Below are 18,659 nucleotides of genomic sequence, written 5' to 3' on the forward strand. Positions count from 1 at the left end.
AGGCTGGACCTTTAATTTCACGCTGACCAATTTCTTTTTTAGCTTCAATTAGCCATTTAGGGTCATTCATCAGACACTTTCCTTAAAAAACGTTTTTCTAATGCGCTTACCCCTGCAGCACCAGTCCAACCAGCCATTCCAGCAACGCCTCCTGCAATCTCTGGCTGCCAGATGAAATAACTCGCAGCAAGTAACACCATAGAGCCTGCAAACATAGAGATAATGACTTGCGCAATAAAAAGCCCAAGCCTAAACGGCTCGCCTTTCAAAACTTTATTGGCATAGCTAGCAATACTACCCAAAAGGGTCATCAAACTAACCAACATAACGGTTAATAAATTTATATTATTGGGTTCTTTATATGGCATGCTTATACCCACACATATATGAGTGTTTTATGATTGGTATTAATAAAAATAAATTAATAGATATTAAACCTTGAGCTACGTTCTAATTAGTTTTACCTCTAATTCAAACAAAAAAAACCGCCTAGGCGGTCTCAGAACATTCAATATTTCAAGTTATGTTCAAAATATAGAAATTAGTAAAGCTAACACATCGAAAATAACAAATCTTTATTTACTTACAATCTTATCTTTTGCAGAAAATAACGCCACAGCACCTTGAACTCTTATAGATACATTTTGAAATAAAGAAGAAAGCATATTCTCTAACGAATCTTCAGAATCAGAATAATTAGTAAATATTCCTTTTTTATTATAAATCGACATCAATTTATTACCAAAAGCATTATGCTCGATATTTTTACCCAGAATTGTCGCACCATATAAAACACCACTATTCGTAAGTAGATCACATATATTTTCTATTGCTTGTTTCTTAACATCAATTGTACCGGGCAAGCAATGAAGCAGATAAAATATAGATATAGAGTCAAACGATGATTTTAATTTGTTCGGAAATATTTTAAAAACATCATGATTGATACATAAGTTTAATTTATCATCCTGAATATATTTTCTAGCATAATTCAAACTATAAGCATTAAAATCAACCAGCGATATTTTTTTTATTTTATCTAATGATTTTTTTAAATAAAAACCCGTTCCAACTCCGATATCCAGATGGTTATCTCCAATGTTCTCCCTAAAGTGAGGGAGCAAATGAGCTTCCGTATTACAACGCCATGCATAATTATTTGAAATACTTAATACCCACCAATCATAAAGCTTTAATGATATAGGCGTATATACTTTAATTCCATCATATGTATTTAATGTCATAACAGATTCCAACAAATAAAAATTTTATTCTATTTGTTATTTCCTTTATTAATAGCTGGAAATCCCGAATGATTTATCAGGTTATTACTTTACCCAAAACCTTAGATGTAAGAAAAGTACCACACAAGCTAGTTCAAGCTATCTTCAATAAACATTTGTCGCGATGGAATTCCCCATAACGGAACAATATCAAAAAATTAAACTATGCTGCCCTCATTGATGAGGGAACCAAAATACACGTTACCGCAAAATTTAAAAACTGAGGTAAGAATTAAATTAGATGGGCATCGCGTGACTATCGCAAGACAGGATAAACAGTTAGGGCTATGCCTCGGTTTAGGTACTCATCCGCAATGTTGGCATTTCTGTTAATGATATTTTCCCGTAACGATTAATTGCGATTTACTGAGCTAAAACAAAAAAACACGAAAGAATGGTGAGACCTTGGAAATTTGACTTATATCACATAAAGATTATTCAGATATAGACAAGTGTTTTTACAATAACTAAATTTACGCCGATGTCGTTTTTGATTTCAAATATATTCTCGCTTAGACGATTAGTTGTACATCCAGCCAGTTTTTATCAACTGGCTTTTTTGTCTAATAACCTTAATTGCAGCCCACTCTAATATTCATCAAAAGAAACTTATCTACTAATATTTACCACAGTGACTAAGTTTGTTTTCGTTTAATACATCTCCTCAACAAAAAAGCCACCGAAGTAACTTCTCAAAAAAGTAATTATTTTGTTGTTGAGAGTCATGCCTTATTTAAATAGCTTAAATTGTATAACAAAAACCACGCCGGTTGACAGGGTTTTGAAATATTGAGCATTGCATTAAGCAGCTTTCATCGCCTACTTACAATAATGTATTTAGCGGGGAAAATGAGTCGCCTTTACTCTTCATAAATATCTAAAACATCACATAATATACTAGCCAAACTCAAGTCCACCTTTATTATAAGGCAGATCAGGAACAAGTATTGACGCATCTGAACATGAAGCCGAATTAGTGTGCCCTTCAACTAATATTTTCAACGCTTTGAGATCACCAGAAATATATATGGAGTGATGCGGATTTAAAAGCTCGTCAACTCTACATTCTTGTAATCCCCCCCCTCTCTCACCTGCTTTATTTTTTCGCCTATTGCATGGAAAGTCATCAACTTTCGAATATATTCATCTCTATCATTAGCCGTTTTGCCTTCACGAAGGATCCCAAACACATCATCAGTTCCTTCATGCACAAATTCAAATATATTTTCTCGTTGTTGTATTAACTCATCACGTAATTCTTTGAGCTTACAACATATAGATTCACGCTCTTCAATGTTTTGAGAAGTTGAATAAGCAGTAACTAAAACAGAGATCAATTCTTCCTGCGATGGAGTAGGAAAATGATTGGCATTTAACGCAGAAACCGTAGGCGACAAGCTTTCATCATTAGCAGTAGGAGTATCACTATTCGCAACATACATCCATGATGTTAGGTCAATATTTCGGTTTGAAATATTTGATGGAAACATATCTCCATTCCCCTAAATAAACTCAAACAAAAAACACATACCCAACAGATATATAACAATACAAACGATTAGTAAATGAAAAATTATAATACCTAGCGGTTGCACTCAAATGTCAGGACGCTTATCTGACTTGTCAAATTTATCAAACCTATATCATCTGCTCAATAAACAAGAAAAGCCTCACCCAAGTGAGGCTCATAAGCTGCTGACGTTGTTGTCACTCTTATCAGATTAACAGCTAAAACTCGTTACGAAAACACATTAACTGCCAAATGATGTTTTCTTACACCATTCGTCCATTTCTAATGTGACATTAGCCATAATTAAACAAGCATCAATAAAGGTCTCGGCTATCATTAGCTTTTGCCTAATTTTACCCTCAGAACACTTCATCTCTCTTGCAATGGCTGATTTAGATATATCTCTGATGTAGTGCTTGTCTATTAAATCAAATTCATCCTTTCTGCCTACGGAGATTAATTTTCCAATAGCTGCGTCAATGGCGATCCCGTCATCGTCGCAACAAGATAATCTAACTCTTTCGCTCTCAGGAAAAAGGCCACTAAACCCAGCAGCAGTTGATGAGTATCCCACCTTGCTTTTGCCCTCAGCAGCCCATCCCCCCCATCGTTCTAACACAAGCTGAATATCACGCATCCGTTACCTCGTATTAAATTGCGAGCTTTTGCACTTAGACTCAGGTTTAATACATTTAACAACAGAAACGGCACTATCTAACTCTTTGGCGAGACTTAAAGTGCCTCTTTCTCTTGTTTTGTACACCGTCATGAGTCGACCATTTATAACTGCATGCTTTTTAGCATTAACATCTGTAGCATATTTTTTCACCGTCGCGCGGTAACATCCTAGGTACCGAGAAACCTCAGACATATTTCCATAGGTCCGGATAAGCAGCTCTGGAATAGTCGTGATTTCAGTTTTCATAAATCCCCCATCTGATAAGTAATACCTTGCTGATACCAATCAGGCAACGTGAACTCAATCCGACCTATTACACCGCTAGCCCGTAGCGCCTGAATTCTTTTAAGCTCAATCTTCATGTGCTGATATAACTCATCCATTTGCCACGATTTCAACTTCATTGAAGTACCGGCTAAACGAGCCACGCGGTCAATCGTCATTTCGCTGTAAGTAATAACAGCGTGAGCATTGAATTCGTGTGGGTCTTCGCCGAGTTTTCGATGGCAACCTACGCAGTGAGCGAAAGCATTAAAGGGATGGTATCGGGTTGATTTGTGTCGTCGTGATTTGAAATGTGAACAGTGGAGTTTTGAAGGTTCGTGTCTAAATTGTCTTCCGCAGTAGTCGCATTCATAATTTGCTCTTTCCCGGACCAACTGCGAAAACACAATATCGTGCTTATCGCGTTTTAATGCCATTTATTTCTCCTGAATACCCCACTCAGCGACTACAATCACAACCATAGGGATTTCGCTTAGTTCTATCGTCCTCATAGCATCTACTGCATGCGGTAATATAAATTTGCGCTTTAACACTCCAGCACACTTCCTGACCGCATCATTTGATTTATGAATAGCCCAGCATAATTTAAGGGTAGTAAGTGCGCTCATAAACACTTCAGCCTCATTTCTCATCTCTCTTGTTGCTCCTTGAGTTTCATGTACTGTGATTCTTTCGGTATCGTCACGAGACAACCTATACCCGCCGCCCAGCATTCAACCTGCTCCATGAAGTGGAACATTTCACCAGTATCTAATTTTGATGTTTTTCGTAACGTCCTGACGCGCTCTATATCTTGCGTGGTGGCATCAATCATTTCAGTGACCTCATAGCCTAGGAATGTATGCTTTAGCATCTCCTTGACGGTCTCAGGTGTGAAATTAGACTTGTTCTTGCATAGATATTTGCTTATCTCTCCGCACCACAAATGGAAAGTGGCATTCTGAGATAGTGAGCGTGTGGACTTCCAGGGCTTGATAATGATTCGGTGTGGTTGGTTTGTTGCTAGAACTTCTTTTAGGTGCTGCCATGCTGCGGTTTTGGTTGATTCGTGGAAGAGGAAATCTGCTTCCAAGTTAACCTCCTATTCAATTTTTTAGAAACACGTTGTTGAATAAGTAAAAACAAATATAAGCCATAGAGATTAACCAAAGGATTATCGCTGACGCTGATATAACCCTCATCGTGATAACAAACCAATTATTATCCCCGTCAAATACCTTCAGCATGATAAATGCCATTGCAAAGCCTAACCCGCAAAATAGGTTCATGCTGATTTTGTACATCAATGTTATTGGGTCACTCACTGTTAGCTCTCCTGTTCCATGCTGCTATGGCTTCCTGCTTTGTGCTATATACTGAAGTTGCTACTTCACATCGGTTACATGCGACTGAAAATCTTTCACGCCCAAGAGATTTTATGCTCCAGTTTTGAATGTATGCTGTGTCCCCGCAAAACGGGCATTTTTTTAGTTCGCTCATGTTACAACTCCCACCATTGGTATTTTTGCTTAGCTTGCAAAATTAGCTCTTGCCAAATTGCTACGGCTTCTAGTCTTAGTTTTCGCTCGTCCATCATTCACCCTCTGGCATTGGTGGGAGTGGCAGGTCTTTGATGTACATCCAGTGGTCGAATGTTTCCAGTGGAGCCGAATCATAGTCGCTGTTATTGTGTGGTATCCATCTAAGTTCTTCGCAGTCAACACCGCATGAAATTAGCTCATATGTTATGTTCTGGATATGTTCGCCATAGACAACAATTACCGGTTCACCTTCAGTTGGTAATCTGTCACTCACCTTAACCCAATTAGTTCCTTTCGCCTTGGCATGACTGCAACCAACTGAAGCCCCAGAAATAAGACCCGCCTTATATGCCATGAATCGCTTTTCAATTTCAGCGTTTCTGTACTGAAGCATTCCAAGTGTGTTTATTTTTCGCTTAGATTTAACATATGACTCTGTTAATCCAATCTCATCAGCGCACCACTTTTCAAACTCTGTTGTATTAGTTCCCTGCATTAGATGCCTCCCGTTGGCTTCTGATGTGTTTAGCACCGTTTTCGATTAACACAATTCGCAAGAATGCTTTACCTTTAGGGAAGTGCTTTCGTCTAAATAGATAGACCTCAGCAAACATCTCAGCGTTGCTTGATTCGTAATAATAAGGCTTGTTATTCATAAACCTTGATGCATCAGCAAAGCCTTGGTCTGTGTAGGATTTAATTAACTCTGTTAACGTTGTTCCTTTCATCACTCCCCCTCAATTAATAGCGCTGTAGTATTCGACGCTCAAATTATCTACATGAGCGCCACCTAAATTAGCCCAGAAGATCACTGTCGCTTCTGCATCTAATTCACATTCAGCTACTATTAGCTTTTCAAATGACTTTCCGTTCCATGTACCTGTAATTTTGTAAACAGCTCCGTCATCCATCTAGAAGTCCTCATGATTTGTTGTATTAAACGTCTGCGCCTTGGTAGCGGCGTTGTTGAGGTTTGTTGCTTTGCTGGCAGGCGTTGGCGGCTTCCATTTGGTCCACATCCATAAAGTGACCATTTTTGAATCGCTGATATACGGTCCCTGTTTTGCCGAATCGGTTTTTAGTCACGATAATTTCAGCATATGGAGCCGCTGATGAGTTCTCGTTATAAACCGCATCACGGTAAAGCATGATGATGGAGTCGGCATCCTGCTCAATACTGCCTGAATCGCGTAAATCGCCATTGACGGGGCGTTTGTTTGGTCGTTTCTCAACATCGCGTGAAAGCTGGCTAAGTGAAATAACTGGCGTTAGCAACTCTTTAGCCATATTTTTGAGGTTTGATGAGATATAACCAATTGCCAAGTCGTTACGCTCTGCTTTGGGTTTTTCTATCAGTCCTAGGTAATCAACCAGAATTAATGCCAGTGAGGGATATTGCTGTTTGTGACGCTTGGCTATCGCCCTGATCTGCTCTACATTCAATTTGCTTGCATCGACAATCCAAACATCTAAATCTTGGATACGCCCAATGCCATTGGAAACTCTAGCCCAGCCTTCATCATCCATTTTTGCTGGATTTCTCAGTGACGAGACAGATAACCCTGACGCTCCTGCAATTTGACGCTCCATGATTTGGCGGGAACTCATTTCCATAGAGAAAATCAAAACGCCTTTTTTAAGCCCTGTTTGTTTATCAACTTGTGATGCAACCCCTTCGGTGATTCGTAACGCTAACTCTGTTTTCCCCATAGCTGGGCGAGCCGCAATAATCACAAGATCCACTGAGTTGATGCCGCCTGTAATTTCATCAAGTTCATGAATACCTGTTTTCAATGTGTCAGACTCGTCACCGTTGGTCAGTCGTTGCTCTAACACGTCGGTAAAATCCGCTATCAACTCCTTGGTGTGTACTGGTTTAATTTCATCATTCGCTGCTCGTAGTTCGTTCGCCTTTTTGATGAGCTTATCCATTGCTTCGGCAGCCGCATCAATCGAGCCGAATTCGATAATATGACGGTGGTCATCCATCAAGCGAATCATTTCACGGCGATTGTGATTATCCGTCACCATCGTGGCGTAGCCTTTCAAGTTTGCAGCGCTTGGGCAATCTTTAGCGACTTGCATGATATCCGCGAAATACTTGTCACCCATTGCCTCAGCAACCATCATTAAATCAATCAGTCCACGAGTTTTTGCTTGCTTCTGAATGACTTTGTAGGTTTCTCGGTAAAAGTGAACTGCAAAAGCTTCTGGTTTTAATGTGGCGAGAACATCAGATGCGTTGAGTGTTAATCCGTCTTTCAGCAAGCCACCAATCACGCTTGCTTCGATTTGGTTGTTGACCATTGCTATCTCCCAGTCAAACTTGGCTTCCCTTCACGAACTGCTGTTAGCGTGTCCTCTTTGAGCAAGTGATCGATATCTGCTGACCAACCACTAGGGTTGTCCCCGAAATACCACGGCTTAGCCATTCTGACAAAGGCTCGAACATATGCCCTCCAACCATCAGCATTTGGTGTCGCCAGTTTGGGGATCAGCTTCTTGAACCTACGTTTTCGTTTGTCATTCAGAACAGTTGCATGGGGTAAGCTGTCACCAACCTCTTCGTTGTAAACATCGAGATATTCCTGATAGTTGATTCTGACTGGTGAGCGCTTTTTAGGTTTATCAGCTCTCTCTCCATTCCCCTCTTGAGGGGTAAGGGGAGTATTATTATTTTGTTCATTAACTTCTTGTTCTAATAACTTCTTGTTCTGTTTCACCTTGTTTGTCACGAGGTTTACCACCTCACCATCATCTGAAGCCTTGATATCACTTGGTTTGATTATCACCTCGTTTGTTACTTGCTTTGTCACCTCACAATTAGACTGATATTGACCGTAATTTGTGATAGTGATCACTGTTCCGTGGCGAGTCCCAGAGCGAGAAATCATGCCTTCACTTTCAAAAAAATCTAGCATGTCACGTACCTGTTTTTCCGTTTTCTCTTGACCTTTGGGATCCTTTAATTTTCTAGCTAAAATTTTCGCTTTTGTTACCAATTGTCCCGTGTGTAACTTCCAAGATACACCACCAAATTCAACTTGCGTTGGTTTATGAGTTGCTAGTCCTAGCAATCTAACCCATAACGCAAACTTTGCCGTATCTTCCGCCCAGTTTGCGCTGAGCAGACTTCTGAATATCGCAACATGACCCAGTTTAGAGTTGCCCATGCGAGGATCCTCAGAATGCTCTTTGTTACCAAATTCAACATATGCAACATTACTTTTCATGCCGTTCACCTCTAGTTACTTCCTGACGATGCTCCAGTCGCAATTTGGCATCATCAAACATAGCTCTGAGAGCCTTAGCCCCCTGTTCTGTAACCGAGTGGTAAACCTTATGGCGCATGATGTTTTTATGTACAGCGCACTTGTAATGTCTTGTATTTTTTGCCATAATTACCTCTTGAGATAGAGTTATTTCTTCGCCTCATTTGCTCCCACAATTGAGGCGTTTTCTTTCGTTCTCATCAAAGAGAGTTCGCCAATTTGCTTCCACAAAAAGCGATATTCCTCTTCACTAATTTTCTTTTCGCCCGGCAAAACAAAATCAATTACCCCTGCCGCTGCTAATGTCTCGCATAGCTCAGGTATCTTTTCGGTTCTACGAGTGATAGTTGAGTCATGAACGCCTAATGATTTAGCGATAACTGTTTGAGATGTTGTTCTGATAACTTGATAAGCGGTTGCCACCAAGTGATTGGATACAAATCGGTTAAACGATTTGCGTGAATTTGCGTTTTCCATAATTTATATTCCTTCATATACAGTTAGTCCGTTGCTCACGATCCTGTGAGTGTGTTGCTCTGAGAAGTTCCTCTGAGCGATCCCAAAGAATATAGACACCCTAGCATTACCCTAGGGAAAGCAAATCTATATTCAGATGTTAAAGAGCGATTTATCTATTCGTTTTTGCCAGATGGAAATACTTTTACTTCTTCAGCTTCAACGCTTCCATCTTGTTTTTTAATTACATAAATATTTCGTTTTTTTAAGATTGCTTTGCTAATAGCGCTTTGTCTTACACCAAGCAATTCCGCTGCTTTGTTTTGACCTAGCTCTGTAGCAAATGCTGCTAATGGGATTCTTTCCATGCTTCCTCCTTTTTTATTTATTATCACCGCAAGTGATAAAATAGTCAACACCTGCGGTGATTGGTAAATATTCCATTTGGTAATAAAATAAACATATGAAAAAGAAACCAATCACTGACGAACAAAAAGCCGATGCAGTGCGGCTAAAAGCCATTTTTGAGGCAAAAAAGAAAGAGCTTGGCTTATCCCAAGAGTCTCTAGGTGATGCTATTGGCATGGGGCAGAGCGCGGTTGCACAGCTATTAAATGGCGTTAATGCAATTAACGTAGAGAATGCAGTTAAACTAGCAGAAGCCTTGGAGGTTTCTGTAGATGATTTCAGCCCGTTATTGGCTAAAGAGATCAGGAGAATGTTCAACTCAGTATCTGAGCAAAAGATAGTATCTAATGGAGATAGATACATGTATCCATTGCTTACTAAAGTACAAGCAGGAACGTTCACCGAAAACAGTAATTCATATACAGAAAAAGATGCTTACGCATGGATACCAACAGCCAAGAAGGCAAGCGATAGCGCATTCTGGCTAGAGGTTGAAGGTCATTCAATGACAGCCCCTCAAGGTGGACGTCCTAGCTTCCCTGAAGGGATGCTGATACTTATTGATCCAAAAGAGCCTGTGAATGTTGGTGATTTTTGTATCGCTAAGCTAAACGGTAACGAATTTACATTTAAAAAATTAATTAGAGAATCAGGGCAAACATTCCTTGAACCTCTTAACCCGAAATTTGATTTAATCCCAATAAATGAAAACTGCGAAATCATAGGTAAAGTTATAAAGTGTCAATGGTCTGATGACACATTTTGAGGAGAAAGCATGGCATTCAATGATATTGAACTAGCAAATATTGAAAAGTGCATGGAATTTTTCTTAGAAAAACGCCGCCCAGCAGAACATCTCAGAGATGAGCTCGATTTACAGTATCGTATTGAAGATGACTCGGTCGTTATATTCGAGGTTAGGCTGCTAACATGGAGTAACACCAGAGTAGAAGAGCCTGTAGCGAAAATTGTGTATAACCAAATTACAGGCTCTTGGTCACTACTATGGATGGATAAAGACAGTAACTGGCATCATTACGATGAAAAAATGTTAGGTAGCTTTTCAGATGCTATTAAGCTTGTAGAAGATGATTTGCAAGGTTACTTCTTTGGTTGACGACACGTTTTAGGGTGTGGTGATTTTAAAAAGGACTATAATGGATATTAATATCCCTGATTGGAATGACATTGGAATAATACCGCCTTTATTAGGAGCATCTGGCGTTGATTTTAATCGTTCACCATACAAAGCAAGCACTATAGAACTTGTTGATAAGTATGCCTTCAACTCAAAAAGAGCATCGATTCTTGCTGGCTTTCTTGCTTTTAGGTCTAGATTGTATTCAACAGGTATTATAGATGGATTTCAATGGGTTAATGGAAGCTTTACAGAAAACGTAGAACTAACCTTATTAAGAAAGCCAAATGATATTGATTTAGTAACTTTTTTTAAAATCCCTAATGGAGAAACTGAAAATTCAATACTACAAAAAGATTTTGAGCTATTTACTCCAAAGGTAAAGGAGTTGTATCTTGTTGATGCTTATTGGCAGGGGCTTGATGATGATCCTGTATCTTTGGTTCAAATGTCGGCATACTGGTATAGCATGTGGTCTCACAAAAGAGACATGAGTTGGAAAGGTTTTTTACAAATACCACTGTCTGAACAAGATGACTCACAAGCATCTATTATATTAAACAACAAGATATTAGGAGGCTTCGATGACTAGAGATGAATATGTTTATGTTCTCAGCGAACGTAGCCAAGTAATGTCAATGTTAAAATCAATTGATGAAAAAAATGTTATAAGCAGGATGAGCCTGGAATACAGGTTGTCTCAGCTTGATGACGAAATAAAAAATGCCAATATCAATATGCACTCACCAGCTAAAGCGGTAATTACCTTTAAGGGTGATCCTGTTTTAGGCACTGTAGGGATTTCATCTGCGTTTGGGGCAAAAATATTAAAAGCATTCAATTCAGCAATAACGCACATGTCAACATCACTAATGCCAGTCACTGCGGTACAAAAAATCGAACCAATGATTATTACAGGAACCGCTAAAGGATCCTTCGGGTTTGTCCTAGAAGAGCCATCTAGAGAGGGTGTTTTAGATTTCGATGAAAAATCAATAACCTCATGTTCGCTTGAAAAGACATATAAAATACTTAGTTCAGCAATAAACGGTGATGACGAATTATTAGCTAATGAGCTAGAAGCTATTGATGAAAATTCAATAAAAAAAATAAGAGAATTCATTGATATTCTAGTAAAAGAAAAAACAATCTTTACTATAAAAAACAGTGATTTTTCTTTGGTTGTTAGAAACCCTCAACAACTAGAAACTATCAGCTATAAGCTGAGCGTAGACAACATAAAAGAAGAAATAAAAACACTGGACGTTACGTTTACCGGTGTATTGCCAAATAAAAGAAGGTGTGAATTTAAATTATTTAGCGATGATATCGATGTAGAAGTAGCTACAATAAGCCCTCACATAAAGTCACCAGAGGTTATCAATACTCTAATTGGCAAAACAGTCCAAGCTAAATTTTTATGTACCACTGTAGGTAACGGTAAAACAAAATATTCCCTTAGAGATTTGCCTTAATTTAACAAGTAGCTACACCAGCCCTCCCCGCGAGGGCTTTTTTGTGCCTGCTATTCCCCGCATGTGTGATTTTCCTCGCAAGATAAATAATTTTTGAAAATAAATATCATTTAAATTCAATAAAATATCACCGCCAATAATATTATTATCACCTGCGGTATTGACATTAAAATCACCGCTGGTTATATTTAACCACATCGAAGGCACACACCCTGAAATAAATGCTCTTTAACATCTTGCCGATTACGTGTGGTTTATACAGTACGGCATAGCGGAACGCTCAGAGGAACTTCTCAGAGCAACCACTGAGTGGTTTTTGGGATTGGTGAACGCTAAGGCGGCACGTGTGGTACTAGGCGACCACCGCCAATCACCAAAGATCACTTAGGAGGCAAATATGACAGCAATTACTTTTTTACCCGCGAAAGAAAACTCAAAGATGCGTAGATATAAACGTAACGGAGAGTACTACAAGCAACGTAACGAGTTAAAAGCTAAACAGAAAAGCCGCTCAGTGGAAGAAATATGGGATTCGATATTTAAACCAGTAGACGAAACCGATGTACTGGCAAGTTTAATTATCGGGATAAAAGACATACCCAATGTGAAACGCAAGCAATCACGGCTACGCAAGCCGATTATGCCTAGTGGCGAGGTGACAGCAAGAGCTTAACATCCCCTAATAAATAACCAGTGGTAAGTAACGAAGAGCGTAATATGAATTATATAGAAAACAACAAGACTAGCATGCTCTTAAAGATTTAAGAGAACTAAAATCCAATGTTTATAGGAATAAATAAAAAGATACGTAATAAGAAGTGGTGGTCCCTACTGGGCTTGAACCAGTGACCAAGCGATTATGAGTCGCCTGCTCTAACCAACTGAGCTAAGGGACCGGTGTGTCGCTATTATATAATATGACTTAGTTTCAGTTCTAGTATGTCAAAACTCAAATGGTTAATTTTCACACAATACATGACACCCAAAAAGCATGTATAAGCGTACCTTCTTTATATTAATTACCAAGACAAAAAGTAGAACCAATTTTTCAACTCTAATCACTTAAATTAGAAGCGTCTAAGGGGCTTGCTTAGGCTTGTCTTTGAAGCAATACATCTGAAATAAAACACATAAGGAGGCGAAATGCCACACGCTAAAGCATCAGTAGATATTAATTTGAAACTCATTCTGTCTGATGAAGCCCTGCCTAAAGTGAAAGGCATGTATGAAATATCAGCGCCTGAAGATACACCAAATATTCAAATATTATTAAATGAATTTGTAAAAAATCTAATCGGGGAAGACGTGATAAAAACAGCGCTCAAAAAAGCCGCATTAAAAGCATTAGTCAGTGACATTCTCCATTAAAAAAGACTTACCTCTTTCATATTTAACCGAATAAAGATTACCAACATCAAGGGACTTTCTATCGCTATCGCAAGATAAGTGAGGATTTCGCACATCCGGAGATAAGCATGAATATTGATAAATACAAACTTTGTTTAGCTCAATCACAAGCTGGAATTGCTCGTTATCTCAAGGATGAGAACGGATGGAGCGAAGCAAATGAAACATTAAAAACAGCATATGGAGTCAAGCATGAATGCAAAGCAGAAACACATAAAACAGCAAATATTCGCCCTACTACGCGAGTCTGACATGACTGATAAACAAATAGACGAATTAGTTGCTGATTGGAAATTTAAGCAGCAATGCGAAAAGACAAATCGAATTCTTCGGCAAGTTAATTCTCGTAGAGCATACGCATTCACGTAAGGATGAACCATGAGAATTCAAATATATAGCCCTGACCCTAAGTTTGATATTGGAGAAATGGCTATTGATATTTATAACGAGATTGACGGAGAGGAACTTCGGCAACTATCGGAATCAACCAAGGATAGGATCCTAAAGAAAATACAGGATGTATTGGAAGAGAGGCCTATTCAATGAACGAAGGTATTTATTACGACATTTCAAATGAAGACTATCACCATGGATTAGGTATTAGTAAGTCACAACTTGACCTGATAGATGAATCTCCGGCTGATTTTATATGGCATAGGGATGCGCCAGTAGATAACGAAAAAACAAAAACTCTAGATTTTGGCACGGCTTTGCACTGCTTATTGCTAGAGCCTGATGAATTTCAAAAAAGATTTAGAGTTGCGCCAGAAGTAAATCGTAGAACCAATGCCGGGAAAGAACAAGAAAAGGAATTTCTTGAAATGTGTGAAAAGGAAAATATCACACCAATTACCAATGAAGATAGCAGGAAGTTATCACTCATGAAAGATAGCGCGATGGCTCACCCAATAGCTCGATGGTGCTTGGAGGCGAAAGGAATCTCTGAAAGCAGCATCTATTGGAAAGACAAGGATACGGACATTCTTTGTCGTTGTAGACCGGACAAGTTAATCGAAGAGCATCACTGGCTAGTTGATGTAAAAAGCACTGCCGACATACAGAAATTTGAACGCTCTATGTATGAGTACCGATATCACGTACAGGACTCTTTCTATTCGGATGGATATAAGTCACTAACGGGTGAAATGCCTGTTTTTGTTTTCCTCGCAGTAAGTACAACTGTGAATTGCGGGCGTTATCCAGTCAGAGTGTTCGTATTAGATGAACAAGCCAAATCCGTTGGTCGCACCTCTTATAAGCAAAACTTATCCACGTATGCGGAATGCCTTAAAACTGACGAATGGGCAGGCATTCGCACACTGTCACTGCCTCGCTGGGCTAAGGAATTAAAACATGAGCACACCACCGCTAGCTAAATCTGATTTACATAAAACACAAGGAACAGAAGTAAAAATAAAAACTAATGAACAAAAACTCGTAGAGTTTATTAATCAGCCTGGAATGAAAGCTCAATTAGCAGCGGCATTACCTAAACATATCACATCTGACCGCATGATTAGAATTGTCAGTACCGAGATTCGCAAGGTCCCCTCTCTCGCAAATTGTGATATTCAAAGTTTTATTGGTGCTGTCGTTCAATGCTCACAATTAGGATTAGAGCCGGGTAATGCATTAGGTCATGCCTACCTTCTGCCTTTCGGTAATGGTAAGTCTGATAACGGTCAACAAAATGTTCAGCTCATCATTGGCTACCGAGGAATGATTGATTTAGCAAGGCGTTCAGGTCAAATCATCAGTATATCAGCCAGAACAGTGCGCCAAGGCGATAACTTTCATTTTGAATATGGATTAAATGAAAACTTAACTCACATACCCAAAGGAAATGAAGATTCACCCATTACCCATGTTTATGCTGTTGCTAGATTAAAAGATGGCGGTGTTCAGTTCGAGGTTATGACCTATAACCAAATAGAAAAAGTTCGTAATTCAAGTAAAGCGGGTAAAAATGGTCCATGGGCTACCCACTGGGAGGAAATGGCAAAGAAAACAGTCATTCGCCGACTTTTTAAATACTTACCTGTTTCCATCGAAATGCAAAAAGCCGTCATACTTGACGAAAAGGCAGAGGCAAATATAGAACAAGAGCACTCTGCAATTTTTGAGGCTGAATTTGAAGAGGTAGACAGCAATGGCAATTAACCTATTCATCGTTACAGCTCACTTAGGGAAAGATTGCGAACAACGATGGACTCCCAATGGAAAAGCGGTTGCATCATTCAGTCTCCCTGTAAAGCAGGGTTACGGTGAACACGAAAAAGTATCGTGGGTTATCTGCAAGATGTTTGGCACTAAAGCCGAAAAACTACCTGAATACTTAACAAAAGGAACAAAAGTTACGGTCACTGGTGAGTTCGTCATGGAAGAATGGACTACCCAAAATGGGGAGAAAAAATCAGTGCCAGTAATCATTGTTGATAAAATTGAGTTTGGCAATAATCAGGCAGGAAGCCAGCAGCCAGCGAGACAACTTCAGCAGCCACAACAACCAACGACACAGAATGAGCCTCCTATGGATTGGGAGTCCGATATCCCCTTTGCCCCTATCGGACTCCCCTACCCACGCCACGCTATTTACGTGATTTAACAAAGTACTCAGTGCAAGGATGCAAATAATGAAGAGGATGGTGACTTGACGAATTTAACGGGCTGCGGTAGATTGCACGTAGGTGCTGAACACACCATCTACGAGCGGATATCCGCACCCGACAGTCTTGCGGTTTTTTTGCGTCCATAGATTATGGTCGGGTAGCGTGCAATACATACAATACCGAAAGGGAAAATTGCAGGCCGTCTCGTAGCGGTGTTCAAGTGCCCGACCGCCCTCTGAACAAGGGTTAATAATCTACGAGGACTTAAAAATGAACCCTTCTATAACAGTTGTAAATACGACTACTCCGCGCGTCACCATCAAAAATCACAAAACGATCACCACTTCGCAAGATGTATCATCGTTTTTCAATAAGCGTCACGATGACGTTTTAAAGAAGATTCGCAACCTTGATTGCTCACAAGAATTTAGCGCCAGCAATTTTGCGGAGGCTGAATATATCGACGAACAAGGTAAACCTCGCCCAATGTACGAAATGACCAAGGACGGCTTTGTCTTTTTGGTTATGGGGTTTACTGGCAAAAAAGCAGCGCAATTCAAAGAGGCTTATATTGCTGAATTTAACCGAATGGAAGCCGAGCTATACGGCAACAAAATTACACCAAGTGTCACTCAAAAAGAAAAAGACGCATATAACATCAATGTCCTTTCTAAACACTTTGATGTTATCCACCAGTCTTGGAAAAATGAGCTATACCCTATTCTCCGAAAACTAGAATCTCCTATTGCTGGTCATCTATATGACCGCTTTCAGTATTGTGGGGTTTTCATCAAAAACTTGCAGCAAAGCTTAAATAGCAAGCTAACCCGCAACCAAACACCGCGCCTATACTAATTAATCCCAGCCCTGTAACGAGCAGGGCTTCCATTATCGTTTTAACCGACGAGGGATTTTTATATGCAAAATTTAATTAACTCGCAGGGATGCCAATGAAGAGGAATGAATATGAAAGACAGAATCAAGTTTAACGATGCAATGTTAGCGGCTGTCATGGACGGCAGAAAAACGCAGACACGCCGACCGATTGAGCCACAGCCAAAGGTAACAGAGAAGGAGTTACGCAAGTTAGGTGCATGGCAAGATGGTTATTCACTGTCAGAGCAAGTGTGCGCGGCATGGCGCCATGGATTTGTTGATGTTGATTGCCCGTATGGTGAGATTGGCGACATCATCAACATTTCAGACAAAGACGGTAATATCAAAGGGAAAATTGAAATTACTGATGTTTGGTTGCAGCAAGTTCGGGATATATCACCTAATGATGCAATAGCGGAAGGCATCTCGGCTGGTCGTTATGGGAATGACGGCAATTGGTTAGTTGGATTTTATATTCCAAACAGCAATCAGCCATATATAACCGCAAAAAATGCATACAAAGAACTATGGCAATCAATATACGGGATTGATAGTTGGATTAATAACGAATGGGTATGGGTTATTGAGTTTATAGTTATAAATTAGTAAAGTAATGCGCTTGTATATTAACTTGGCATCTATTGAATTATGAAAACCAAATTTAGAAAATATTACCGAAAACTATTCTCTTCAAGCACAACCCATAAAGGGTTGAATATCACATCATTGTCAGATGATGAATATAGAAATAAAGATTACAATTTTCATTTTATATCATCAGCATCATTAACACTTATATCAGCTACATTTTTCATTGGATTGCTTAGTGTAAACATTAAATCAATTAGCTCTCTAGCTTATATAGAACTATTATTATCAATGCTATTCTTTGCAATATCCATTACAATAAATTCATTTTCATTGTTTTGTTTATACATGGCATTAAATGATGAGGAGGATAAAACAAAGTTATTAATCCTTTTTAAATATAAATTCTTTGCAGCCATGAAGTTAATTTCAATTTTATCACCAGCGCTAGCTATGTTTTTTCTAATTGCTTATTTTAATGAATATATAGCAATATTAGTCTTAGCATTGCTTATATTTCTATTGTATTGCTATGGGTTAGTGATAGATAGGACATCAAGAAAAGCAAATAATGTTTTGCATAAGTACCCCCGCAATAGCAGGGTTTTTTATATCTAAACTTCAGAGTAACCAAATGCAAATAATCGGATATGTATTGTTGCTTGTAATGCATGGCTCTGCCGAGCCTGTTACAGAGAAAATATACACCAAGCAAGAGTGTGAAGGTCGCGAAGTGCAGTTAATGCAGGTGCGGGATGTTGAGATAGTTTGTAGGGAGGTGATGAGGGAGTGAATAAATTAAGAGAGAGAATAATAAAAGTTCTTCAATGTAATCAACTTACCACCGAGGAGCTATATCACTTATGCCACCCTGATTATTCACGTAGTCAGGTTAGTTGCATTATTAGTCACTTAGAAGCAGGCGGGATTATTAAGAAAAATACTTGTGAATATTGGGAATTAATCAATGAATAAATACACCGAACTTTCTGACTTCGAGATTAATAAAAAGGTTGCTGAGAAATTAGGAATTAGATTCACTCCAAGAAATGGAGTTTTAATCTTGTCGGCAACAAAGTTATTCGCCCCCTGCAACAACCCATCTGATGCAATGCCGATTATTATTGATAATAAGATAGGGCTATCACCAATA

Annotated in this window: 32 protein-coding genes and 1 tRNA gene; 14 read left to right on the top strand and 19 right to left on the bottom strand. The window is 39.1% G+C overall.

What is annotated here, in order from left to right; translation table 11 throughout:
* Nucleotides 1–62 precede the first annotated feature (62 nt).
* The 17 genes from PROVALCAL_RS03080 to PROVALCAL_RS03150 all read right to left on the bottom strand — a co-directional run bounded on the left by PROVALCAL_RS03080 (nt 63) and on the right by PROVALCAL_RS03150 (nt 9,373).
* The gene (locus PROVALCAL_RS03080; RefSeq protein ID WP_006657596.1) at nt 63–368 is read right to left on the bottom strand and encodes a phage holin family protein; all 306 of its coding nucleotides are present in this window, start codon (nt 366–368) and stop codon (nt 63–65) included.
* A 207-nt stretch (nt 369–575) separates the two neighbouring features.
* Nucleotides 576–1,244, bottom strand: coding sequence for a class I SAM-dependent methyltransferase (locus tag PROVALCAL_RS03085; RefSeq protein ID WP_006657631.1), 669 nt, complete (start codon nt 1,242–1,244; stop codon nt 576–578).
* 1,082 nt (nt 1,245–2,326) lie between these two features.
* Nucleotides 2,327–2,773, bottom strand: a complete 447-nt coding sequence (locus PROVALCAL_RS03090) for an NleF caspase inhibitor (RefSeq protein WP_050788069.1) — start codon at nt 2,771–2,773, stop codon at nt 2,327–2,329.
* 261 nt (nt 2,774–3,034) lie between these two features.
* Nucleotides 3,035–3,430 carry an antiterminator Q family protein gene (locus PROVALCAL_RS03095; protein WP_006657635.1) on the bottom strand — a complete coding sequence of 132 codons (396 nt, stop codon included), beginning with the start codon at nt 3,428–3,430 and terminating at the stop codon, nt 3,035–3,037.
* Between the two features lie 3 nt (nt 3,431–3,433).
* Complete coding sequence (locus PROVALCAL_RS20195) at nt 3,434–3,718, bottom strand: hypothetical protein (protein ID WP_006657636.1); 285 nt, start codon at nt 3,716–3,718, stop codon at nt 3,434–3,436.
* On the bottom strand, nt 3,715–4,173 hold the full coding sequence (locus tag PROVALCAL_RS03105) for a hypothetical protein (RefSeq protein WP_006657600.1): 459 nt from the start codon (nt 4,171–4,173) through the stop codon (nt 3,715–3,717). Before PROVALCAL_RS03105 ends, PROVALCAL_RS20195 begins: the two co-directional genes overlap by 4 nt.
* Complete coding sequence (locus tag PROVALCAL_RS20320) at nt 4,174–4,470, bottom strand: DUF7740 domain-containing protein (RefSeq protein WP_462933221.1); 297 nt, start codon at nt 4,468–4,470, stop codon at nt 4,174–4,176.
* Nucleotides 4,386–4,829 carry a YbcN family protein gene (locus tag PROVALCAL_RS03115; protein WP_006657638.1) on the bottom strand — a complete coding sequence of 148 codons (444 nt, stop codon included), beginning with the start codon at nt 4,827–4,829 and terminating at the stop codon, nt 4,386–4,388. The genes PROVALCAL_RS20320 and PROVALCAL_RS03115 overlap by 85 nt, the downstream gene beginning before the upstream one ends.
* A gap of 224 nt (nt 4,830–5,053) precedes the next feature.
* Nucleotides 5,054–5,236 (bottom strand): Lar family restriction alleviation protein, encoded by a 183-nt coding sequence (locus PROVALCAL_RS20225; protein WP_071586581.1) that lies wholly within the window; start codon nt 5,234–5,236, stop codon nt 5,054–5,056.
* A 93-nt stretch (nt 5,237–5,329) separates the two neighbouring features.
* Nucleotides 5,330–5,773 carry a DUF551 domain-containing protein gene (locus PROVALCAL_RS03125; protein ID WP_006657640.1) on the bottom strand — a complete coding sequence of 148 codons (444 nt, stop codon included), beginning with the start codon at nt 5,771–5,773 and terminating at the stop codon, nt 5,330–5,332.
* Nucleotides 5,760–6,005 carry a hypothetical protein gene (locus PROVALCAL_RS03130; protein WP_006657641.1) on the bottom strand — a complete coding sequence of 82 codons (246 nt, stop codon included), beginning with the start codon at nt 6,003–6,005 and terminating at the stop codon, nt 5,760–5,762. Before PROVALCAL_RS03130 ends, PROVALCAL_RS03125 begins: the two co-directional genes overlap by 14 nt.
* A 9-nt stretch (nt 6,006–6,014) precedes the next feature.
* The gene (locus PROVALCAL_RS19680) at nt 6,015–6,188 is read right to left on the bottom strand and encodes a hypothetical protein (protein WP_006657642.1); all 174 of its coding nucleotides are present in this window, start codon (nt 6,186–6,188) and stop codon (nt 6,015–6,017) included.
* Nucleotides 6,189–6,213: 25 nt separating this feature from the next.
* On the bottom strand, nt 6,214–7,584 hold the full coding sequence (locus PROVALCAL_RS03135; protein ID WP_006657643.1) for a replicative DNA helicase: 1,371 nt from the start codon (nt 7,582–7,584) through the stop codon (nt 6,214–6,216).
* A gap of 2 nt (nt 7,585–7,586) precedes the next feature.
* Nucleotides 7,587–8,510: a hypothetical protein gene (locus tag PROVALCAL_RS03140; protein WP_006657644.1), complete on the bottom strand. Its 924-nt coding sequence runs from the start codon at nt 8,508–8,510 to the stop codon at nt 7,587–7,589.
* Nucleotides 8,500–8,676, bottom strand: coding sequence for a hypothetical protein (locus PROVALCAL_RS19685; protein WP_006657645.1), 177 nt, complete (start codon nt 8,674–8,676; stop codon nt 8,500–8,502). Before PROVALCAL_RS19685 ends, PROVALCAL_RS03140 begins: the two co-directional genes overlap by 11 nt.
* A 20-nt stretch (nt 8,677–8,696) precedes the next feature.
* A complete protein-coding gene (locus tag PROVALCAL_RS03145) occupies nt 8,697–9,026 on the bottom strand; it encodes a hypothetical protein (RefSeq protein WP_006657646.1) in 330 nt (109 codons plus the stop codon).
* Nucleotides 9,027–9,181: 155 nt separating this feature from the next.
* Nucleotides 9,182–9,373, bottom strand: a complete 192-nt coding sequence (locus tag PROVALCAL_RS03150) for a Cro/CI family transcriptional regulator (RefSeq protein ID WP_036979806.1) — start codon at nt 9,371–9,373, stop codon at nt 9,182–9,184.
* Nucleotides 9,374–9,468: 95 nt separating this feature from the next.
* Here PROVALCAL_RS03150 and PROVALCAL_RS03155 point away from each other — a divergent pair, with 95 nt between their 5' ends.
* Genes PROVALCAL_RS03155 through PROVALCAL_RS03170 form a run of 4 tightly spaced genes read left to right on the top strand, consistent with a single transcriptional unit; the run spans nt 9,469 to nt 12,026 of the window.
* On the top strand, nt 9,469–10,179 hold the full coding sequence (locus PROVALCAL_RS03155) for a LexA family protein (protein ID WP_006657647.1): 711 nt from the start codon (nt 9,469–9,471) through the stop codon (nt 10,177–10,179).
* Between the two features lie 9 nt (nt 10,180–10,188).
* On the top strand, nt 10,189–10,530 hold the full coding sequence (locus tag PROVALCAL_RS03160; protein ID WP_006657649.1) for a DUF3024 domain-containing protein: 342 nt from the start codon (nt 10,189–10,191) through the stop codon (nt 10,528–10,530).
* A 40-nt stretch (nt 10,531–10,570) separates the two neighbouring features.
* Nucleotides 10,571–11,143, top strand: coding sequence for a DUF6932 family protein (locus tag PROVALCAL_RS03165; protein WP_006657650.1), 573 nt, complete (start codon nt 10,571–10,573; stop codon nt 11,141–11,143).
* Nucleotides 11,136–12,026 (top strand): hypothetical protein, encoded by an 891-nt coding sequence (locus PROVALCAL_RS03170; protein WP_006657651.1) that lies wholly within the window; start codon nt 11,136–11,138, stop codon nt 12,024–12,026. Before PROVALCAL_RS03165 ends, PROVALCAL_RS03170 begins: the two co-directional genes overlap by 8 nt.
* Before the next feature lie 12 nt (nt 12,027–12,038).
* Here the strand turns inward: PROVALCAL_RS03170 and PROVALCAL_RS03175 are convergent, their stop codons facing one another.
* Entirely contained in the window at nt 12,039–12,224 is a 186-nt protein-coding gene (locus PROVALCAL_RS03175) for a hypothetical protein (RefSeq protein ID WP_006657652.1), read from the bottom strand.
* A gap of 199 nt (nt 12,225–12,423) precedes the next feature.
* Between PROVALCAL_RS03175 and PROVALCAL_RS03180 the strand changes: the two genes are divergently transcribed.
* The gene (locus tag PROVALCAL_RS03180; RefSeq protein ID WP_006657653.1) at nt 12,424–12,699 is read left to right on the top strand and encodes a hypothetical protein; all 276 of its coding nucleotides are present in this window, start codon (nt 12,424–12,426) and stop codon (nt 12,697–12,699) included.
* Between the two features lie 146 nt (nt 12,700–12,845).
* Here the strand turns inward: PROVALCAL_RS03180 and PROVALCAL_RS03185 are convergent.
* Nucleotides 12,846–12,922 (bottom strand) — tRNA-Ile (locus PROVALCAL_RS03185).
* A 247-nt stretch (nt 12,923–13,169) separates the two neighbouring features.
* On the opposite strand from PROVALCAL_RS03185, the gene PROVALCAL_RS03190 reads away from it, so the two are divergent.
* The 9 genes from PROVALCAL_RS03190 to PROVALCAL_RS19180 all read left to right on the top strand — a co-directional run.
* Nucleotides 13,170–13,394, top strand: coding sequence for a hypothetical protein (locus PROVALCAL_RS03190; protein WP_006657654.1), 225 nt, complete (start codon nt 13,170–13,172; stop codon nt 13,392–13,394).
* Between the two features lie 107 nt (nt 13,395–13,501).
* Nucleotides 13,502–13,684, top strand: a complete 183-nt coding sequence (locus tag PROVALCAL_RS19175) for a hypothetical protein (protein ID WP_006657655.1) — start codon at nt 13,502–13,504, stop codon at nt 13,682–13,684.
* Between the two features lie 127 nt (nt 13,685–13,811).
* Nucleotides 13,812–13,979, top strand: a complete 168-nt coding sequence (locus PROVALCAL_RS19690) for a hypothetical protein (protein WP_006657657.1) — start codon at nt 13,812–13,814, stop codon at nt 13,977–13,979.
* Nucleotides 13,976–14,809 (top strand): PD-(D/E)XK nuclease-like domain-containing protein, encoded by an 834-nt coding sequence (locus PROVALCAL_RS03195; RefSeq protein WP_006657658.1) that lies wholly within the window; start codon nt 13,976–13,978, stop codon nt 14,807–14,809. Before PROVALCAL_RS19690 ends, PROVALCAL_RS03195 begins: the two co-directional genes overlap by 4 nt.
* Nucleotides 14,787–15,593, top strand: a complete 807-nt coding sequence (gene recT / locus PROVALCAL_RS03200) for a recombination protein RecT (protein WP_006657659.1) — start codon at nt 14,787–14,789, stop codon at nt 15,591–15,593. Before PROVALCAL_RS03195 ends, recT begins: the two co-directional genes overlap by 23 nt.
* Complete coding sequence (locus PROVALCAL_RS03205) at nt 15,583–16,038, top strand: single-stranded DNA-binding protein (protein WP_006657660.1); 456 nt, start codon at nt 15,583–15,585, stop codon at nt 16,036–16,038. The genes recT and PROVALCAL_RS03205 overlap by 11 nt, the downstream gene beginning before the upstream one ends.
* A gap of 274 nt (nt 16,039–16,312) precedes the next feature.
* The gene (locus tag PROVALCAL_RS19445) at nt 16,313–16,897 is read left to right on the top strand and encodes a Rha family transcriptional regulator (RefSeq protein WP_006657661.1); all 585 of its coding nucleotides are present in this window, start codon (nt 16,313–16,315) and stop codon (nt 16,895–16,897) included.
* A 111-nt stretch (nt 16,898–17,008) separates the two neighbouring features.
* Nucleotides 17,009–17,524, top strand: coding sequence for an ASCH domain-containing protein (locus tag PROVALCAL_RS03215; RefSeq protein ID WP_036978721.1), 516 nt, complete (start codon nt 17,009–17,011; stop codon nt 17,522–17,524).
* A gap of 949 nt (nt 17,525–18,473) precedes the next feature.
* Nucleotides 18,474–18,659 (top strand): phage protein NinX family protein (locus tag PROVALCAL_RS19180; RefSeq protein ID WP_039861554.1); only part of this gene is annotated, 186 nt, incomplete at its 3' end.

The sequence above is a fragment of the Providencia alcalifaciens DSM 30120 genome, assembly GCF_000173415.1.
GTDB lineage: Bacteria > Pseudomonadota > Gammaproteobacteria > Enterobacterales > Enterobacteriaceae > Providencia > Providencia alcalifaciens.

What these genes read in the sequence shown, in the direction of transcription:
- PROVALCAL_RS03080 (WP_006657596.1), bottom strand. Translation starts at nt 368, where the DNA reads ATGCCATATAAAGAACCCAATAATATAAATTTATTAACCGTTATGTTG.
- PROVALCAL_RS03085 (WP_006657631.1), bottom strand. Translation starts at nt 1,244, where the DNA reads ATGACATTAAATACATATGATGGAATTAAAGTATATACGCCTATATCA.
- PROVALCAL_RS03090 (WP_050788069.1), bottom strand. Translation starts at nt 2,773, where the DNA reads ATGTTTCCATCAAATATTTCAAACCGAAATATTGACCTAACATCATGG.
- PROVALCAL_RS03095 (WP_006657635.1), bottom strand. Translation starts at nt 3,430, where the DNA reads ATGCGTGATATTCAGCTTGTGTTAGAACGATGGGGGGGATGGGCTGCT.
- PROVALCAL_RS20195 (WP_006657636.1), bottom strand. Translation starts at nt 3,718, where the DNA reads ATGAAAACTGAAATCACGACTATTCCAGAGCTGCTTATCCGGACCTAT.
- PROVALCAL_RS03105 (WP_006657600.1), bottom strand. Translation starts at nt 4,173, where the DNA reads ATGGCATTAAAACGCGATAAGCACGATATTGTGTTTTCGCAGTTGGTC.
- PROVALCAL_RS20320 (WP_462933221.1), bottom strand. Translation starts at nt 4,470, where the DNA reads ATGCTGGGCGGCGGGTATAGGTTGTCTCGTGACGATACCGAAAGAATC.
- PROVALCAL_RS20225 (WP_071586581.1), bottom strand. Translation starts at nt 5,236, where the DNA reads ATGAGCGAACTAAAAAAATGCCCGTTTTGCGGGGACACAGCATACATT.
- PROVALCAL_RS03125 (WP_006657640.1), bottom strand. Translation starts at nt 5,773, where the DNA reads ATGCAGGGAACTAATACAACAGAGTTTGAAAAGTGGTGCGCTGATGAG.
- PROVALCAL_RS03130 (WP_006657641.1), bottom strand. Translation starts at nt 6,005, where the DNA reads ATGAAAGGAACAACGTTAACAGAGTTAATTAAATCCTACACAGACCAA.
- PROVALCAL_RS19680 (WP_006657642.1), bottom strand. Translation starts at nt 6,188, where the DNA reads ATGGATGACGGAGCTGTTTACAAAATTACAGGTACATGGAACGGAAAG.
- PROVALCAL_RS03135 (WP_006657643.1), bottom strand. Translation starts at nt 7,584, where the DNA reads ATGGTCAACAACCAAATCGAAGCAAGCGTGATTGGTGGCTTGCTGAAA.
- PROVALCAL_RS03140 (WP_006657644.1), bottom strand. Translation starts at nt 8,510, where the DNA reads ATGAAAAGTAATGTTGCATATGTTGAATTTGGTAACAAAGAGCATTCT.
- PROVALCAL_RS19685 (WP_006657645.1), bottom strand. Translation starts at nt 8,676, where the DNA reads ATGGCAAAAAATACAAGACATTACAAGTGCGCTGTACATAAAAACATC.
- PROVALCAL_RS03145 (WP_006657646.1), bottom strand. Translation starts at nt 9,026, where the DNA reads ATGGAAAACGCAAATTCACGCAAATCGTTTAACCGATTTGTATCCAAT.
- PROVALCAL_RS03150 (WP_036979806.1), bottom strand. Translation starts at nt 9,373, where the DNA reads ATGGAAAGAATCCCATTAGCAGCATTTGCTACAGAGCTAGGTCAAAAC.
- PROVALCAL_RS03155 (WP_006657647.1), top strand. Translation starts at nt 9,469, where the DNA reads ATGAAAAAGAAACCAATCACTGACGAACAAAAAGCCGATGCAGTGCGG.
- PROVALCAL_RS03160 (WP_006657649.1), top strand. Translation starts at nt 10,189, where the DNA reads ATGGCATTCAATGATATTGAACTAGCAAATATTGAAAAGTGCATGGAA.
- PROVALCAL_RS03165 (WP_006657650.1), top strand. Translation starts at nt 10,571, where the DNA reads ATGGATATTAATATCCCTGATTGGAATGACATTGGAATAATACCGCCT.
- PROVALCAL_RS03170 (WP_006657651.1), top strand. Translation starts at nt 11,136, where the DNA reads ATGACTAGAGATGAATATGTTTATGTTCTCAGCGAACGTAGCCAAGTA.
- PROVALCAL_RS03175 (WP_006657652.1), bottom strand. Translation starts at nt 12,224, where the DNA reads ATGTGGTTAAATATAACCAGCGGTGATTTTAATGTCAATACCGCAGGT.
- PROVALCAL_RS03180 (WP_006657653.1), top strand. Translation starts at nt 12,424, where the DNA reads ATGACAGCAATTACTTTTTTACCCGCGAAAGAAAACTCAAAGATGCGT.
- PROVALCAL_RS03190 (WP_006657654.1), top strand. Translation starts at nt 13,170, where the DNA reads ATGCCACACGCTAAAGCATCAGTAGATATTAATTTGAAACTCATTCTG.
- PROVALCAL_RS19175 (WP_006657655.1), top strand. Translation starts at nt 13,502, where the DNA reads ATGAATATTGATAAATACAAACTTTGTTTAGCTCAATCACAAGCTGGA.
- PROVALCAL_RS19690 (WP_006657657.1), top strand. Translation starts at nt 13,812, where the DNA reads ATGAGAATTCAAATATATAGCCCTGACCCTAAGTTTGATATTGGAGAA.
- PROVALCAL_RS03195 (WP_006657658.1), top strand. Translation starts at nt 13,976, where the DNA reads ATGAACGAAGGTATTTATTACGACATTTCAAATGAAGACTATCACCAT.
- recT (WP_006657659.1), top strand. Translation starts at nt 14,787, where the DNA reads ATGAGCACACCACCGCTAGCTAAATCTGATTTACATAAAACACAAGGA.
- PROVALCAL_RS03205 (WP_006657660.1), top strand. Translation starts at nt 15,583, where the DNA reads ATGGCAATTAACCTATTCATCGTTACAGCTCACTTAGGGAAAGATTGC.
- PROVALCAL_RS19445 (WP_006657661.1), top strand. Translation starts at nt 16,313, where the DNA reads ATGAACCCTTCTATAACAGTTGTAAATACGACTACTCCGCGCGTCACC.
- PROVALCAL_RS03215 (WP_036978721.1), top strand. Translation starts at nt 17,009, where the DNA reads ATGAAAGACAGAATCAAGTTTAACGATGCAATGTTAGCGGCTGTCATG.